General features: G+C 44.3%; 8 protein-coding genes. 1 reads left to right on the top strand and 7 read right to left on the bottom strand.

Translation table 11 applies throughout. The features are described from left to right. Nucleotides 1-52: 52 nt before the first annotated feature. From IEY67_RS07060 to IEY67_RS07050, 3 genes are all read right to left on the bottom strand, one after another. Complete coding sequence (locus IEY67_RS07060; RefSeq protein ID WP_183668928.1) at nucleotides 53-2,581, bottom strand: alpha-N-acetylglucosaminidase; 2,529 nt, start codon at nucleotides 2,579-2,581, stop codon at nucleotides 53-55. A 142-nt stretch (nucleotides 2,582-2,723) separates the two neighbouring features. Continuing rightward, a complete protein-coding gene (locus IEY67_RS07055) occupies nucleotides 2,724-5,618 on the bottom strand; it encodes a glycoside hydrolase family 38 C-terminal domain-containing protein (RefSeq protein WP_183668926.1) in 2,895 nt (964 codons plus the stop codon). Between the two features lie 102 nt (nucleotides 5,619-5,720). Next, entirely contained in the window at nucleotides 5,721-8,063 is a 2,343-nt protein-coding gene (locus IEY67_RS07050; RefSeq protein ID WP_183668924.1) for a glycoside hydrolase family 3 N-terminal domain-containing protein, read from the bottom strand. Nucleotides 8,064-8,210: 147 nt separating this feature from the next. Between IEY67_RS07050 and IEY67_RS07045 the strand changes: the two genes are divergently transcribed. Further along, nucleotides 8,211-9,101 (top strand): AraC family transcriptional regulator, encoded by an 891-nt coding sequence (locus IEY67_RS07045; RefSeq protein WP_122353429.1) that lies wholly within the window; start codon nucleotides 8,211-8,213, stop codon nucleotides 9,099-9,101. 111 nt (nucleotides 9,102-9,212) lie between these two features. Here the strand turns inward: IEY67_RS07045 and IEY67_RS07040 are convergent, their stop codons facing one another. The 4 genes from IEY67_RS07040 to IEY67_RS07025 all read right to left on the bottom strand — a co-directional run bounded on the left by IEY67_RS07040 (nucleotide 9,213) and on the right by IEY67_RS07025 (nucleotide 18,799). After that, entirely contained in the window at nucleotides 9,213-11,459 is a 2,247-nt protein-coding gene (locus IEY67_RS07040; RefSeq protein ID WP_183668922.1) for a hypothetical protein, read from the bottom strand. 6 nt (nucleotides 11,460-11,465) lie between these two features. After that, entirely contained in the window at nucleotides 11,466-13,388 is a 1,923-nt protein-coding gene (locus IEY67_RS07035) for a glycoside hydrolase family 97 protein (protein WP_183668921.1), read from the bottom strand. A gap of 199 nt (nucleotides 13,389-13,587) precedes the next feature. After that, complete coding sequence (locus tag IEY67_RS07030; protein ID WP_229800989.1) at nucleotides 13,588-15,396, bottom strand: RagB/SusD family nutrient uptake outer membrane protein; 1,809 nt, start codon at nucleotides 15,394-15,396, stop codon at nucleotides 13,588-13,590. A 22-nt stretch (nucleotides 15,397-15,418) separates the two neighbouring features. Beyond that, on the bottom strand, nucleotides 15,419-18,799 hold the full coding sequence (locus tag IEY67_RS07025) for a TonB-dependent receptor (protein WP_183668919.1): 3,381 nt from the start codon (nucleotides 18,797-18,799) through the stop codon (nucleotides 15,419-15,421). Nucleotides 18,800-18,833 lie beyond the last annotated feature (34 nt).

Raw genomic sequence — 18,833 nt, 5'->3', positions numbered from 1 at the left:
ATAGCAAAAAACTGCCTATTTTGTGGATTATTATTGCTTATTCGGAATATCCTTATTCTGCAATAACAGAGACTTGTCCGGAAGCAGTTTCCGATCCGGTATTTTCTATCTGCACCTGTAGTTCTACTCCGTTATTTCCACGAATATCATCGGATAAAGTCACCGGATAAACGATCCTCAATTTATCCCCTTGTAAGATTTCAGCTGAAGCACCTTCTATCAGGACCTTTCCATCCGCCACCAATTTGAAACGGGAACAAACGACCGGACTTCCCCCTCTCTTTCTTTCTATTTGGACGGAAGATAATTTCTCCAACTTATCTGCAGGCAATTGAAAAGACAAGACTTCTGTCTTTTCAGAACCGACCGTCCACGATCCTAACTGACCTTTTTTCCCGTCCGGTATTAAATCCGGAGTTATAAAAGCCGCATAATCAACCAGCGAACGAGCTGTATTTACTATATCTGCAGGAAGAGCCAGCGGAGAACAACCCTCCGATTCAACCCAGTTCTTTTCCCATTCGGCAAAGTTAAAACGAACTCCTGTTTTTCTGCTTTCAAAATAATGCTTCCAACGCGGCAAATAATAGTCACGTATCAAACCGGACCAGACGCGGGCTGAATAATCATCCACAGGAGGTCCCCAGATCGTGACGATACGCTTCGCATTTCTTTCATATTGCTTATGCTGTTCAGGAGTTACAGCCTGCTTATGAGCAAAATCGATCCAACGTTCCAAACGTAATGTCGGATGAACAGATAACAGAGCATCTATTCCGGTCAGTAAATATTCAAAATCCTTTTCAAACTTTACTGCACGTACCGTATCTCCTATCTCATACTGCCAGTCTATTGCTTTCACCAGCAACTCGGCTTTTCCTCCCAGATAAAGGGCTGTGAACTCCGACAGGTCTGCCAAATAAAGAGGATTATCTTTCAACTGACCACTTACGTCAACAAATGATTCTATCGCTTTGAAAAAAGATTCGTTCAAACAGATCGAACCGTTCCGGACTGTTCCCGGACGAAACTGCCAGTTATAACGAGGATGATCGGTAAATGTCCCATATACCGATTCCAACAGTAAATCCCAACATTTACGAACTGCTGTCGGATAGCTTCCATAACGATTATAAGAATACTCCTTCAGCCATTCGTGAATATCTATCTTTTTATCCGACCAACCTGCATCAGACAATAACTCATAGATGACTTCATTATTTTCTATTCCTTCAGGAGCCATTCCATGAGCGATCAAACGTCCTTTATCAGGAGAAGACAACGCCTCCAAATGACCGTTCGCATAGAAATCCAAAACACCGGTCATACCGGTTTTACCTCCCATATTCGGAATGACACTATATACCCAGGGCTTATTGTAGAAACCTTTATAAAACTCCCAGTTCACTTCCGATTTCCAGAAATGCTTATTATAATCTACCGCTAAATCCAATAAAAGCATTTTATCATCGGGTACTTCAGAGAGCAAAGCTCCCAGCGTCTCATAATCCCAGATGTCTCTCTGATAACCAAACATCCAACCTTGCATTACCCATGTAGCCTTCGGATTTCCTTTCCGAATAGATTGATAAACCTTATCGCCATAAGAAGCCAGCAGGTCATAACGTTCTTTAGAACCTTTTGCAGGAAAAGGAATATCCATCTCGTTAAAACTATCTACCAGATAATGCTCGTTCTCTCCAAACTCTTTTTCCCATTCATGGATAAATTCTGTTCCTATTCTGGTAAACAGTTCTTCCTGCGGAGAGATCATCCAGTTACAGAAAGCACCTCCCCAATGTGTCTGGATAACTTCCAGATCAGGGTAAATGCGTTTAAAAACCTCCGGTATAAAGCCGGGGAAACCGGGACAGATGGGTTTCATCCCCAGCTCTTTCATCCGCTTCAATATCTTATGTTGCAAATCGATTTGCCGACGATGCCAATCCTCATTCAACGGACCGTCAATGCCACTGATATTCCCCATCCGCATCCAGGGTAAATGAGCCGGACCGACGAAATAATGATTTATCTCATCATCCGTCAGCCCCATCTTTTTCCAGACGCGGGCTAAGATCGCCTCATATCCCACCAATGCCAATGGCATATTGATGCCATGTAATGCCATCCAATCTATCTCTTTCTCCCAACGGTCCCAATCCCAATAAGGCATGGAATATCCATAAACCACTACATTACACATAAAATGGTTCTCAAAAGGAGAGACAACCCGTTTCAAAGGAATATCTTCCAGTTTTTCCGGGAATCGAACATTACTTCCTGACCAACTATATATACCTGAACGATTACTTTTGATAAAATCATAGAAGCCCCGGCATAATGCGACCGGACTATTCCCTTCAATCATCAACCGGCCTTCAGCCGCCTTATATTGAAAATAAGTACTACCTTCCCCCTTTTCTTTATTCGGCTTCAAAGAGAACTTTACCGGTAAGCCGGATTGACCGGAAACCCGTTCAATTACTTTATAAGCAGCTTCGGCCCTTTGCTTCTGAGCACACAGATGTTGACTTCCGGGAAACAAGAGACTACAGATGGCAATTAATAAAATCTTTTTCATTACTCATAAATTGTTTAACATGTAAACCATACCTTACTTACCAAACAAGACAGTAGTGTGGGAACTCCTCACACTACTGTCCTAAATGGGGTAACACTACTATGTTACCCCTGCTAGCACTACTATCTCAAAAAAACGCATCTTAGTATTCCAATTTCAATGTGATTTGTCCGTACGGAGCCATCACCAGATTACCGTCGGTTCTTTCTCCGGCAATCTCTTCGCGATCGCAGACAGAGATACGGGCCGGGGTCTTTTTAGGGAAAGATAACCGGACGCTTTCCTCTTTATCGGATAGGGAACGGAGACGGACGATCAGTGTATGATCGGTTTCCAGGGATTTGATGATCGTCGAGTAGACCTTCCGGTTGTCGATAGCGATCAGAGGCTGTGCCTGCGGGTCCTTATCCGCCGTTACATATACCAGAGGTTGCGACTGTTCCATACCGAAACGGTTGGTTTCCACCACATCATATGCTTCATGCGGATACAAACGGTAACGGAACCGGACAGGACCGTCCTGTGTCAACGGGAAGTTGGTATGCCAGTGATTATTCATTGCCCATGAATAGACCGTAGAACTGGGTTCGAGTTTGGTGATCCAGTTACCCTGGCCTCCCCAGCCCATTGCGATATTGGCATGCCGATCGCCGTACTCAAACAGAGGAGCATCCAGCGAACACCAGGTAACGCCATGCGTCGCATTCGAAACGTCCAGCCACCGCTGCATCGCCAGCCAGTTTCGGTTCCCCTGCGGCCATTGGTCTTTCTCCACCTCCATCACTCCCCAGGGGATATCTACGCGGGTCTTTGAGTCCGGCAGATTGAAAGCAAAGCCGAAATGAATGCCGTCTTTCTCCACCAAAGGCAGTTTATCTACGACGTTGGATATTTCCACCCACGGCTGACCTGCCTGCAAACGAACGGAACGGGAGACGCTCCGGCAACCGGCCGCTTTTGAAGTCACACACAGTTCTACAGCCAGCGGACCTTCTTCGACCACGGAAACAGACAATACGGTATCTGCCTGCGGAGCATCCACGTTCGCCGGCAACCAGGAGAAGGTATTGGCACCCTCACCGATATAGTTATATACAGAACCTTTCTTCAATAAAGATGTGATATTACCTGTCGCCTTATCCAGATGAACGGTCAGACAATCGTTCTCCAATGTCGTTCCTTCTATTTTACAGTGACCCGGCAAAGAACATTTGCCTTCCACTACCCGGAAATGACGGGAACCCAGTGCCGGTACTTCCGGGACATAGAACAACAACTCACCGGAAGAAAGACGTTGGGAAAGCACCTCCTTACCATTCTGGTCGACCACTTTATCACCTTTCAGGCTTTCCTTTGCCGTCAGCCGGATCACACCGCTCTGCGGCCAGGAATGCGTATTGAAGACGGCAATACCTCCGTTTGCCGGGCCTTCCTTAGGTCCCAGCGCCCCATTCGACTTGTCCGTAGCGGGGGCCAGCGATTCATCCAGCATATCGATCGAACGGTCTTCGGCTTCATGGAAGTAAGACTGTTTCACTTTCCAAATGGCATCCTGGAAATAGGGTTCGGTAGGGTTCTCAAAGCACCAGGTATGTTCCGAGCCTAAAAGGATATAACGCCAGGCTTCGTCGAAATCTTCACGCGGAGCTTTACCACCGTCCGCCAGCATGGACCAGATCGTTTCCGCCTGTACCAGTTTCTCCTTGGCATTCCGGTTCCTGGCGGTCAGACCGGCAGCCGTACCCAGGCCGTCCGTCCAGTATTCGGTATAGTCGCCGGAAACGACCGGCAACTGGTCACCGTATTTCTCTTCTATCATCGACATGATCTCATGACCGCCGCTGATAATGATTTTCGGATAAGCATATTTTTCATTCCACTCTTTCACGGCAAAAGGGACATCGGCATCCAACGGGTTGTTATCCCACAAAGACCAGGAAAGAACGGTGTAGTCATACGGATAATTCTCCTTTTCCAATGCCGTCAGTTTCTCGGTAAAATCGACATTGGCATATCCCATACGAATAACCTTCGGCACTTTTGCCGGGTCACGTTGTCCGAACCAGGGACGCCCGGTCTCTCCCCCTTTTCCCATACTGCCGCTATTTGCATAGCCGCCCGGCTGCAGGAACAGCACCTTCGATTTGCCGTCGGGACCTACCCACCAGAACGGTTTCCCGTCCATATTCTTATGAGCATTCCCCGCCCGGTCGGTATTGGGCCATGAGATAATATACTTGACACCCTCCTGTGCCATGACAGGGATCAATCCCCAGGACATGCCCGGTATATCGAATTGCTGGAAAACATCCGAAGGTTGCCCGCTCAGCCGTTGCATCTCGCGGGTAAATTTGAAGACATGGAACAACTCCTCATCGGCACAGGTGCTGGTATTCAGGTTCAGATAGCTGGCATCCAGGCAAATCTGTCCTTTCTTCATGGCTTCGACCAGTTCACCCCGCATCTCCGGATTGGATTGCCACAACCGTTCCATAGGCCAGCCTACTTCCGGATTCCAGACAAAACGGGCACCGTCGGGATGGTCTTTCGTCTCTTCCGCCAGTTTTATTCCTTCAATGATATTGTTCTTATGAAGCTGTTCGACATTTTTATGCGTATTGGTATAACCGATATCTACATGAGCATGGTTGTACAGGTAAACGTTCCAATGGCGCATAGGCGTAACGCTTACCTTCTGTTTATACGTCTTATCCGCCCCGTGGAGGACAAATGTAACTTCCGACTTCTTTCCGGTAGGAACCGTAGAAGGCAACAGGACTTCCACCTCTGCCGAGTCTCTCGCATTCAATGCAAAATGGCTCTTTTCCGTTTTCCCTTTGGCTATCACCTCGACCGAAAGATCGCCTTTCAGTTCTTCCCCTTTTAACCGGACCGTCACGATACGCCCGGGCGTTCCGTCAGTCCTGTAACCGTATAACGGACGCACGATATAATCGATCGCACCTGGTTTTATGTCGGCCTGAACGGTGGCAGACAACGCGGATATCAATAAACAGAATCCTATTCGCTTTTTCATTCGACTACTTATTAGATTAGCAATTTTATTGTACAAAATAAAAGACCTTTTACTTCCTGTACAATAGACATTCTCCTTGTTTACTTATACTATCTTTCGATGTTACCTCACGTCGAAGCTGCCATCCAGCCTGATATCCTCAACCGAAGAACCGACCATCACCTTAAACTCACCCGGCTCCAGTACTTTCTTCATCTCCGGATTCCATACCTTCAGGTCTTCCTTTTTTACGACAAGCTCGATTGTCTTTGACTCGCCTGCCTTAAGATATACTTTTTGAAAAGCTTTAAGAGCCTTCAGTGGCGTACTGGTGCTGCTCACTACGTCACGGACATACAATTGTGCGACTTCTGCCCCGTCACGCTTACCCGTATTGGCCAGTTCACAGGAAACCCTCACTACATCACCCGCTTCTTTTATATGCATATTTTTATATTCGAATGTGGTATAGCTCAAACCATGCCCAAAGCAGAACAAGGGTTTCGGATGGGCGAAAACATAATCACGGCCAGGGTTTTCAGGCGTACCCGGACTCTTGTAAAAACCTCTGGCAGACGGTTTCTGGGCAGCATATAACGGTATATGCCCTGTCGTTGGAGGAAAAGTCATGCTAAGTCGGCCGGATGGATTGACCTCTCCAAACAACACACGTGCCACAGCCTCCCCGCCTTTCTCTCCCGGATACCATGCCTCGACAACCGCATTCACTTTTTTCGCTTCTTCGCCAATCGTCAGCGGACGGCCGTTTATCATCACAAGCACTATCGGTTTACCGGTAGCGGCCACAGCTTCGAGCAATTGTGGCTGAACACCGGGAAAATCCAGTTCATTACGATCATAACCTTCACCACACGTAGCCAGTTCTTTGGAGTTTTCATCACCCCAGCCAATACCTGAAAGTGTCTGGCTTGTACCACCCAATACCAATATAACCGCGTCACTATTCTTTGCAGCTTCCACCGCCGAAGCGATACTGTCGGTAAACAACGAAGTGATGCCACAGCCGAGAGCGTAATTGACCTTTACCTCATCTCCCAGATATGCCCTTAAACCCTGGAGGACGGTAACGCCATAGTCGTTATTTTTCGTGGGACTGTAATCGCCAAACTGAACTTTATCAGCATTCGGACCGATCACTGCCAATGATTTCAGTTTGTTTTTATCCAATGGCAGAACATTGTCATTGTTTTGCAACAAAACAATAGACTCCTCGGCTATACGCCTTGCCAAATCCACATTTTCCTTCGTATGGACTTTCTGTTGGTCGCCTTTATGCACTTTAAAGGGACGATCGAACAGCCCCATCTTAAACTTTATCGTAAGAACACACCTTACACGCTCGTCGACAACCGATTCAGGCAACCTGCCCTCCTTTACCAATTCTACCAGATGTTTATATCCATAGGCACCGGGGGCTTCCACATCCACTCCGGCTGTTATAGCCTGAAAGCCCGTTTCTTTTGGTCCGTCGGCCGTATGGTGAAGATAGTTCATCATGCCTATCGCCCCATAGTCGGAGAATATATATCCGTCGAACCCCCATTCGTCGCGGAGTATATCCTTCAACAACCATTTACTGGCATGGATAGGCACACCGTCTATCTCATGGTAACCGGGCATAATACTATAGATATTGGCCTCCTTAACCGCCGCCTCAAAAGGATAAAGATGATCTTCCCTCAATTCTCTTTCTCCTACCAATGCCGGAGCAATGTTAATTCCGGCTTCGGGCTTGGAATAGGCGACAAAATGCTTTCCCATGGCCGCCAGCTTTCCGGGAGCTATTCCTTTGGAAGATTGTTCCGGCTCGCCTTGTAACCCTTTCACGAAAGCCACACCCATCTCCTTTACCAGATAAGGGTCCTCTCCATAGCATTCTTCGACACGTCCGTACCGCGGATCCCTAGCTATGTCGAACAAAGGAGAAAGAGCCTGGTCCACACCGGCAAGTAAAGCTTCCTGGGCTATCACGCCTGCCATCTCCCTGATCAGCTCCGGATTCCAGGTCGCCCCTAAACCGATCGATTGAGGGAAAATTGTGGCCCCTAGCGCCATGTGTCCGTGCAGGCACTCGGCAATCTGAATAGCAGGGATGCCCAACCGGGTCTTTGTCCGCAGATACTGATCGGCCGCTTCCGAATAAGCAGCAATCTTTCCGTGTTCGATAAAGGGACTTTCCAGGCAACCGATGCTCTCTCCCCCAAAAAGGGCTTCCAATGAACTCTCCGTCACCTTCCCTTTTTCGTTGGTTTTCAGTCCGCTAAGACTTTTCATATTCAACTGGGCCACTTTTTCTTCCAACGTCATACGTCCCAGTAAATCTGTGACGCGTTGTTCTACGGATAATTTCGGATCTTTGTAAGGGAGATCTGACGTAGCCGCCAAAGAATGAATGCCTAAACTACAACTCAGATATAGGCAGAATAGCATTGTTTTTCTTTTCATGATATCATTGTTTTTTTCATACAGCAAACAGAAAGTGTAAGTTAAAACAAAAATAGAAAGAACTATCCCAATAATAAATAGCAAATAATTGCTTATTTCGTGGATTATTATTGTTTACTTTACAGTATCAACCCGATTATACGTATTATGGCAAAAGTAGAACTTGGTTTTTCCGGCGAACGTTTCATTTATCTGCCGATTCCTATGATCAATCTGATGGAAGACAGTCCACTCACAGGCGACCTGTATCTCTATTCGATGGGATTTTTTGCGCGTGCCTCCCACCATTATATAAATCGTCCGGAAGGATGCGATGAATATCTGTTCATCTATTGCAAAGACGGGCGGGGATGGATCGAGCTGTATGGGAAACGGAAAATGCTGGAAGCAAACCAATTCATCATATTACCCCGTAACATTCCGCATGCTTACGGGGCGGATGACGAGGATCCCTGGACTATTTACTGGTTACATTTCAGAGGGGATAAAGCTCCGCTTTTCTCTTCCCGTTTCGATAAACCGACATCGGTTCCCCCCTCTGCACAATCACGGATAGAGGAACGGATCGACTTGTTCGAAGAGATGTTCAATACCCTGAACGAGAGTACGGATATGGATCACATGCATTATGCGAACCTGTGTTTTGCTCATTTCCTGGGATCATTTCTTTTTATCCATATTTACCGCAGGCAGTTCCGCCCAAAGGAATATTCGGAAAACATTATCAACCGGGTAGTACATTTCATGAACGACAATATCGAATCCAACCTGAAACTGGCAGATTTCGCAAAGTTTTGCGGTTATTCGGAGTCTTATTTCTACCGTAAGTTCGTCAAAGAGATCGGGCATCCCCCTATGGACTATTTTATCCGCCTGAAAATAGACAAAGCCTGCAAGCTACTGATCCAGACAGATATGAAAGTGAATCAGATCGCTCACAAGCTGGGCTTTAAAGAGTCTCAATATTTTTCCCGGACGTTCTCCAATGTGATGGGATTTTCCCCGCTGGAGTTCAGGAAGCAGAATTTCAAACTATAACGAGGATGGCTGCAGCTAGTGTTTTCCAGGACTGCGGCAGTCATTAAAAAACATTGCCGCAGCTATCTAAAATAACTGCCGCAGCCAGTTGGTACAGGTGCGGCAACTATTTCATTCGATATGAACTTCTTTTGATTCACCCGGATTCAGAGAGACTGATTTCATCTTGCTAATGAAAGCTGGCATTGCAACTTTACGAGCCTCTTTCGATGTTTCCGAATAGATCCTCACATCAGCCGGATAAGAAGTAGGATTAGTTACTTTCAAGATCATACGTCCCTGCTTGCCTTGTTTCTTTTCCACTTTCAGATGATCAAAGACTGTGACCAACTGCCGGTCTGTCTGCACATAAATACCGGGTAGTTGAGTAACCGTCAATAAAGTTGCCACCTCACACCACGAGCAAGAGCCGAAGATACTTCCACCCACCTGGTTTTTACCTTCCCAGTCGCTCAGGTTTACCCGTTCACAGACACCACCTGGAGGCATATTCCCGATCGGACACTCTTCACGACTAATGTATTGCGGAAGACCGTGGGCGATATCGGCCAGCAAAGCCAAAGCTTGTTCATCACCGGTTGCACGGTAATACTTCAGCAGGCTATGACCGGACCAGGTACAGATACCCGGTGCTGAATGTTTATTGGCGACACTGGCCCAGACAGATCCACAGGAATGTGCCCCGATCTTTCCCATCTCCGACTCTTTCGGGAAATTAAAATCATAGGAGACTGTCCAACTAGCACAGATTGGCAATAATTCAGAAGCATATTTCAACCACTCTTTACCGCCCGTCACCTCATGGAGCACCATGTATGATTCAAATAAGGCAAAAGCCGACTCACTATCCGGTGTTGACAGGATTTCGCCGGGACCGCCGGTTGTATATCCTTTTACTACATAATCAGTATAAAAATTACGGGCGGCCAGGCAGGCTACTTCCAGATAACGCGGCTCATTATAGGTCTCGGAAGCCAGCGCCAAACCGGCAGGAACAATAGCTCCCGCCGTCGAATTACCGATACAGAGATCCCCTGTTTCAACATTCACGAACTGACCGAACTGGCCGTATTTATCCCACAGACGGACAAAGGCATCAGCCTGCTTCCGGGTCCCTTCCGACCAATGGGATTTCACCTGTTCGCCTCTCGACTTCAACAAATTCATCTGCAACTGCGAGAGATACAACCAGTCACCCTGTGAACGTACAAATGTCACATTATTTTCCAACGGCTCCCCATACCCAAAACCATAAAACTCTTTTCCATCGCCATAGGCATAAAAGAAGCCCGACTTTGCTTGTGTCCGATTATAAATAGCCTCCAAATTATTCATGGCACGGGCTTTATCCTGTTCAGAGCCATTCACCAGAATCGGATATGTCGCTTGTCCTCCTCCGCACCAACCTAGTTGCCAAATGAAATTCCAGGAAGCCTTATCCTTCACATCACTCAACCAATACATATCGATACGATCGTCCCAGCGCCGGGTCTGGTACAGATTATTCATCAACTTCCATACCTCACTATAAGGTACAACCTCTCTGGGAGAACTGTTGTTAAATGTCTTACGAACATCCATGAAACGGCTCATCATGTCATTCAACCGCTTCGCCTTAAAGTTATATACACGGCAGGAGATACAAACCTTTCCCCCCTCTTTTACAATTGCCGGAATATCTGCACTATTACCGGTACGTGTTACAGGAGCTATGATAGAAAAAGTAGCTTCGGAACGATCTTCGTTCTCTTTTATGGTCAAACCATAATCTCCCAGATCATTACCTTGGTTGGTCTGTACCATCCAAGCCTTCCGGTCATTTTCCGAGAAATAGGCCATCAATGGAGTAGATGCATTTCCCGAAGTCAACTCGATTGGTTTAGACTGTTCCCCCTTCTTTCCCAATGTAGGCTGAGAAGAGGTGACGGTCGTAGGCATGTCCACACGCCATTCCGCCTTATCATACCAAAAAGGAGGATAGCCGATATTTTTGGTAGCAAACCTGTTTCCGTCATAGACTATAGCGGGTACAAAGACATAATTATCCGGTGTCCACTGATCGAACTGGAAATCGACCGAGAAAGACACATCTTTAGCAACCCCCTGCTTCAACTCCCAGGTAAATGTATAATCCAGAGCCGTCTTATCATTCTCCACATTTCGTTTATCTACGGTCAGCAGCCATTTACATCCGTTCGCATCGGTTGCTGTTGTCTGCTTATCCGATTCAAAATGAGTACAGGAAACAACATTTCCCCCTTCATGATATCTGACAGACGGCTTAATCCGATCTGTTGCACCTGCCTGTAAGAAAATGACAGATGCGAATAAAACAGTTACTAATAGTTTGTTTTTCATGATAAATTACTGTTTGATGAATTTCAGACAAGCACCACCACCGGGAGCCAGCTTCAATTTCAAAATATCTTTATTTGTTACTTGTTTCTTTGATACTTTCAATGTCTCCCGGTTTGTCAGGTAATGAGCGTCATCGCTGTCTTCCACTATCTCTGCATCAAAAATGCCTTCTTCCAGGAATGTAAGAGGCAGATCGATTGTACGACCGGATTCATTTGTTGCGGCACCGACCAGGTAAGCATCCTCCGTCTGACGCATCATGACAATATATTCCCCGATCTCACCGGCCAACGTACGGCTCTCTTTCCAAGGCATCTTCTGAGAAGAGAGGTAGTCGAGTAAAGCCGGATATTTCTCATAAAACTCAGGAATATCAGGTAGGATCGTTACACCGGAAAATACGATCAAGGTACGTGCAGCTTCCGAAACCAGTGTCGAAGGAACCGGCTGACTTTCGTCTACACGGGTCGTATGCCCCTGGCGAAGATCGAACATTCCGTTATTCATATCCACCGGACCGGCAACCATGTTTACAAAAACCGTTGTAACAAACGTCTTCGGTTCAAACACACGATGAGCATCCAACTGAGCATGGCAATATTCACGTGTGACAGCATTCGGCCAGGTACGCATCTGTCCGTAAGGATGAACCGGACCGTCGTGGTAATCGACCAACAGATGGTTCTTTGCGCACAGCTCGGTGATCTTTCTTGTCCAGGGATTTTTTTCTTCCTGACTTCCACTCATAAAACCGTACTTCACTCCGGCTGCTCCCCAATCGCCATATTGTTTCAATGTCTCCTCTATCGGGAACTTCCGGCCACCAACATCATTCAGGTATAACCAGATACCCACTCCTTTCTCTTTCCCGTAAGCGATCAGGTTCTGTACATCTTTGGCTTTATCACCTTCCACCGGATGAGAATCCGACGCAAATTCGGGACCGTACCAGTTAGCGTCCAACACCAGATATTTGAAGCCTTGTGCTGCGGCAAAGTCTACCATCCGTATCCAGGAAGGATAGGACATCGTATATTTGAATCCCTCCCATTCGGCTCCGTTGATTCTCCAATCCCAGACAGCCATACCGGGTTTTACCCATGAGAAGTCGTAGGCTGGATCCGGATCAGGATTTAGCAGTTCAATCAGATGAGAGTCGGTCAATACTCCCGGTGTCGTTCCGTAAAGGATCACCCGCCAAGCTGACGTATAACCGGATAAGAGAGTCGCGGGTTTAGAAGCTACGGAAAACAAACGTTCCCCGCCTTTCGATTGTAAGACCAAAGGAGCGCCAGTCTCCAGATTGGCTTCATGGATAGCCAGATAATGGTTATCCACGGCCTTAACCGTCATTACAGGGAAACGGGTTCCGTCTGTCTCTGTCAGTTTTTCCGGTCCGATATTATAATTCTCTCCGTTGTAGAACCAGGCTGTATAATCATCCGCAAAATTATAGGCTGTCTGCTCAGACAAGACCTTTGCTTCTCCCGCATTCCCCGATGGTATGCGATATTGAAAAGCGATACCGTCATTATATGCCCGGGCAACCAGTTCCATGCGATCGGGGATACCTGACGGACGGGTCAATGTTATTGTCAGTTCATTAAAATGATCCGGGACTACCGCACGTTTACCCCACAACGGTTTCCATTCTCCCCGAACCTGCCTGCCGGAAACATCTTCTATCTTCCAACCGGAGGAAGGAATAACCTCTTCAGATTCTAATTTGAAGCCCAAAGAGGATTTATTTATTAACGGAGTTCGGTTAGCAGTGAAAGCATAGGTCAGTTCACCGTTATCCTCTTGCTGTATCTGCATCACCAGTTTTTTATCGGGTGAGGTTAATTCATACTCCCCTGTTGTACAAGAGATACACATTCCTAATCCAACGGCTAATAGCAATGTGAAGACCAAAAATCGTTTATTCATGCGTATTTATTTTTTTAGTAGATCACTATTCACTATCAGATGTTCCGGGAATGCCTCCTGCATATTCGGAACATCTCCTGTTATAGCAGGTACAAATATAGAAGCAACTATTGCTATAAAAAATAGCAAATAGTTGCTTCTTTAGTGGAAGATTATTGTTTTTTCAGCAAAGGGATTCCTTTAAAGAAAAAACTATCGATCACTGTAACGGGTCGAAAGTACCACCCCATTCCTTATTCTGCTCCAGTTTATTCATGGATTGAGATATTTGATTAGGATTCAATGCATAGAACCAATGATTCATACTTAAATTAAATTTATAACTGTCATCACCATCCACATTATCGATATAATCAAACCTGAATTTCTTTCTTACCACAGAATCCATTATTGTCTCTGTTAAAGCCGGAACAGCTTCTCCTGGTTTAAGAACCAGATACAAAACATGACGCCTTTCCTGATTATTTAGCAAATCATATCGCTTCAGTCGTCTTAAATCTCCCAATCGCTTGCCTTCAAAAGCAAATTCGACCTGACGTTCATTAATATAAGCCATGCGGATATCTTCCTGACTTGAAGCCATTACACCATAATTTCCTTTACCTTCTTCGATACCAGCACGCTTCCGAATATCATATAAAACCTGCAGGGCCTCCGAGGTTTTACCTATTTCGTTGGCACATTCACCCATATTCATCAAAACCTCGGCATACCTGATTTCAATCCAGTCTGTTTGTCCGTTGCCAACTTCCGCATTAATCAATGTCGTATCCAAACCTTTTCTGTCAAAAAAACCGGATACACCAGGATTACCGGCAATATTATAATCCAGGTACAAAGTATTGTATTTATTGTCTTGCTCACTCCATTTCCATGCGTTCCAAAATGTGACTTTTGAATTTTGTCCACTCAGGATATCCGGTGTAGGGTAGGGTGTTCCCCCACAATAAATCGAAGTATAGAAACGGTCATCCCTATTCATATAAAAATCAGTCATAAAATCAACATTGTATTGCGGATCATTCTTCAGCCTGTTCACATCCAGATTCATCGGACTTCCGTCTCTTTTAGGGAAAGCAAGAAGCAAAGACATCAACGGTTGATTCTGATTAGATGCATCTTTTGTAAAAGGCTCAGGTCTTATAGCATTGAAATTTATAGGATGTCCCGGATAAAAATACTGGTTGACCATTATGACTTCTTCATTTCTTTCATCATACCATAATTGCTTAAAATCCGGATATAATCCATATCCTTCCTGATCCAACAGCCGGACAGCAGCATGGTTTGCTTCATAAGCAGCCAGCCATCTCTCTTTGTTATTATCCGGATTGAACAATGGACTGGCATACCACAACAAAATTCTTCCTTTAAAGGCCATAGCAGCCGCTTTTGTTATGCGGCCATAATCGCTGGCATCGGAATATTTGCCAGGCAAAACAGCTATTGCGTCATCCAGATCCTGTATGATCTGAGCAACACATTCAGATGTCTTGTTACGGGATTTATACAAACTTTCCTTATCAGACATATCCTGTGGCTCAAGTATCAGCGGCACACCTCCCAAATTCTTTACCATAGCCCAATAAGTCCAGGCTCTCCAGAACTTAGCCTGAGCTGCCAGTATCTGATTTTCTTCGTTCGATAAAACATCGGTTGTCACATCTTTCAGATTATGCAGGAAAAAGTTGATCTTATCTACATACTTATATCTAAGAGAGTCGCAGGTATTATCGACAGTCAGAATTCCCCGCAAATAATTATTCATGTCTTTAGCACCATTGAGTCCTTCGTCTGATTCCGAGGCATTAAATACCCATTGAGGATTAAGCCCTCCATAAATATCATTCAAAAAGCCATCGATCATCTTCGAGTCTTTCCATACTGCATCCGGAACAATTGCATTGGTATTTTCGTAATCTAATCCTGATTCACATGATGAGAATGCAAAAAACGAAACTGCAAATAGGGCCAACGCCTTTATCGTTTTATTCATATAGTTTTTCATATTAATTCTTTTATTACACAGTTTAGAATGATACATTAACTCCGAAATTATAAGACTTCATTATCGGGAAAGTAAATCCTTCTTTCATTTCCGGATCATAATAGTTTTTATTGAAACCACTTAGAACAAACAAATTCGTTCCTACAAAATAAACCGACACTTTATCCAACCCTATACTCCGATAGATTTTTTGTGGAATAGTATAAGACAAATTCAAATTCTTCAACCGTAAAAAATCGCCTCTCTTTAGCCAGAACGATGAATCGTCATGATAAGTAGCAGATCCATCATAAGCATGTAATCTCTTGGGCAAACTGGCATTCGTATTATCCGGAGTCCAGGAATCTCCATACCAATTAACCCACATTCTGTTCCATTCCGTACCACCCGCCAGGTCTTTCATCCATCTGTAATATTTCAGATTCCCATTAAAGGTTGCAGCTACTGCCAAGCCTTTCCATTCAGCACCTAATGTCAACCCTAAAACAACCGGATTATTACTTTTTTTCAAGATAGAGATATCGTATTTATCCACTATTCCATCCGGTGTTCCACCAGGTCCATCCATATCTTTATAGACAATTTGTCCCAGCTGTGGTTCGATGCCATTAAAGCGATAATCAGGATGTTCCTCTTTGAACTGTTTCAGTTCTGTTTCAGTTCTGATCACTCTATCAGCCACATAACCATACACAGCAGTCATTGAACGTCCTACTCTTTTTTCCGAATTGTAAGTTACTTTGTCATCATCATATTTCACATAGTTTGAATTACCATAAGAAGCAACCAAAGAACCGAACACATTGAAATCGCCAAAAGTATTTTCATACCCTAATGTTAGTTCAACACCTTTGGAATGGACTTCTCCATAATTTTCTGAAGGCAGTTCCATACTGAAAGTCGGAGGAACAGCCAATGATCTGGCTCCTAAAATATCATATGTATTCACGTAGTAATATTCAGCTGAAAAATTGAAGTTTTTTAAAAAGTTCACATCCACTCCAACATTATAATTCAGTGATTTTTCCCATGTTAAACTTTCATTTGGCAATACACCATATGTAATCCCCTGATTAACCGACGAACTTGTTCCAAAATAAGCAGAATTACCACTTACATATGATTGCAACCATTGCCAGCCTCCAACAGCATCATTACCGGTCAAGCCGACAGATCCTCTCAATTTCAACATATCGATACCTTTCACTTTAAAAAAAGGTTCTTTCGAGATAATCCAACCCAAAGATCCGGAAGGGAAAAATCCCCACCTGTTATCTGGAGAAAAGTTCATTGAACCATCATAACGATAACTAAAGCTAGCCAGATATCTTCCCTGATAATCATAGAACAACTGTCCTACCCACGACTGCCTGCCTGACATATAATCTGAAAAATCAGTACTTCTGTTGACATAAGAATTCGATCTGTCATCGCTGGCAGCCCACCATTGGTCCGTCAGATAATTCGGGAAACTTTCAATACCTGCAGAAACACCCGCACCATCAGTCTCATATTTCTCAAAAACCAATGCAGCTCTCACATTATGATCTTCTTTAAATGTACGGTTATAATTCAACTGCAAATTCAACTGCCAATCACCGCTCCATTTTACATCCTGCTGCATATAATCTTTTGATATTTGGGAAGACATAGTCGTCCCTACAATATCCGCATCATCTATACTAAAGTTATGTTTTCCCGTTTTTTTCGTTACATACATTTTATACCGCGTCAAAAACGTTTTACTTCGTTCTTGTGTATACGATTTACTAAAAGCAGCAGTCGCACTCAACCCTTTGATAAATGGTACTTTGTAAGTCATATTTGCATTAATGACCGGTTTTAGATAGTTGGTTTTAACATAGCCTCCATCCCCACGAACCTGAGCAGCAATATTAGCAGTCCAACCAATATCGATAGGCAATCCTCCTTTCGTCCATACGGGATAATCCGGTTGCCAGTTCAATAACCATTTGTACAAACCATAGATGTCACCAACACTAGCACCGGTTGTTGAAGACGAATTATTATCATTCAAATATAGTGCTGCGAATATATCCAGGTTCTCTGATAATTTTGCTGAAATATTCATACGCATATTATATTTCTTATAATCCAGGTTCGGCAAGAATCCTTTTTGTTTGGTAAAAGATCCTCCGACAAAAAATTTAACTTTATCCGTACCACCTGTCACATCAATATTATGCGATGTGGTATTGGGGTCTCTCCAGACTGATTTCAATAAATCATAGCCCCATCCACCATTGATCGTTTTAATAAACTCGATATCCTCATCCGTCCAAGCCCAACCAGCCGGATCGGATGTCGGATTAATTCTCTGATAAAGTCTGGCCGTTTGCGGACCGTCTGTCAATTCAACATTTTTACCTCTTTTATCAAAGCCTGTACTAAATGAGTAATTGATTTGTACCTTCTGTCCGTAGCCTCCCCGTTTGGTTGTGACCAAAATTACACCACCAGCCGCTCTTGATCCGTAAACAGCTGTGGAAGCAGCATCTTTTAACACAGTGACATTCTCTATTTCATTAGCACTTAGTCCATTAAAATCACTTTGAGTACTAATCTTTCCATCAATAACATAAAGAACCGGTTGATCATTCCAGGAAGACTTACTTCTTACAGAAATAGACGGTTGCTGACCCGGAAGTCCATCGGGAGTTCCGACACTGACACCTGATAATTTACCCGCCAAAATATTACCAAAGCCAGTTGTTGGGGTATTTGCCAATTCTTTGTTCATCTTCATCGTTGCAACAGACCCTGTTAAAAGTTCCTTTTTCTGAGAGGTATAACCTACCACAACAACTTCTTCCAATGCCTGTGTATCTTCTCTCAATATAATTTTTAACTGATTGCCACTTCCTGGCCGAATCTCCTGGGATACATAACCGATATAAGAAACAAGAATAACGGCATTGTCAGGAATTTCCAGTGTAAAATTACCGTCTATATCAGTAATTGTTCCTATACTCAATCCTTTTACTGATACATTTGCACCAATTACCGGTTCTCCCGCCCCATCTGTAACAACACCGCCAATCTTTCGTTCCTGCTGAATTAATTCAGAAAAATCTTTACTTTCACCTTTGAGTGACAAAATTATATAGGATCCATCTACCGTATATTTTACATCGGTTCCTTCAAATAAATGTCCCAATACTTCCTCAAGAGGTTTCTTATTCAGATTTACCGATACTTTACGGTTCACATTTACATACTTATCATATATAAACAGATAATCCGTCTGATTTTCTATAAGACTAAGGACATTCCCCAATTTTACATTGTTTTGTTTTACAGTAACCCTGACATTCTGCGAATTTGTGTTTTCTGCATGCAGACAGAAGATTAACACGAACAGGAATAAAGTGGTTATCTTCATGATTCTAAAAAAGTGTTTACACCGTTGGGTTTTG

The organism is Parabacteroides faecis (assembly GCF_014647375.1).
Lineage (GTDB): Bacteria > Bacteroidota > Bacteroidia > Bacteroidales > Tannerellaceae > Parabacteroides > Parabacteroides faecis.
This window is presented reverse-complemented; position numbering and strand designations above follow the sequence as displayed.

What these genes read in the sequence shown, in the direction of transcription:
- IEY67_RS07045 (WP_122353429.1), top strand. Translation starts at nt 8,211, where the DNA reads ATGGCAAAAGTAGAACTTGGTTTTTCCGGCGAACGTTTCATTTATCTG.
- IEY67_RS07035 (WP_183668921.1), bottom strand. Translation starts at nt 13,388, where the DNA reads ATGAATAAACGATTTTTGGTCTTCACATTGCTATTAGCCGTTGGATTA.
- IEY67_RS07055 (WP_183668926.1), bottom strand. Translation starts at nt 5,618, where the DNA reads ATGAAAAAGCGAATAGGATTCTGTTTATTGATATCCGCGTTGTCTGCC.
- IEY67_RS07030 (WP_229800989.1), bottom strand. Translation starts at nt 15,396, where the DNA reads ATGAAAAACTATATGAATAAAACGATAAAGGCGTTGGCCCTATTTGCA.
- IEY67_RS07050 (WP_183668924.1), bottom strand. Translation starts at nt 8,063, where the DNA reads ATGAAAAGAAAAACAATGCTATTCTGCCTATATCTGAGTTGTAGTTTA.
- IEY67_RS07025 (WP_183668919.1), bottom strand. Translation starts at nt 18,799, where the DNA reads ATGAAGATAACCACTTTATTCCTGTTCGTGTTAATCTTCTGTCTGCAT.
- IEY67_RS07040 (WP_183668922.1), bottom strand. Translation starts at nt 11,459, where the DNA reads ATGAAAAACAAACTATTAGTAACTGTTTTATTCGCATCTGTCATTTTC.
- IEY67_RS07060 (WP_183668928.1), bottom strand. Translation starts at nt 2,581, where the DNA reads ATGAAAAAGATTTTATTAATTGCCATCTGTAGTCTCTTGTTTCCCGGA.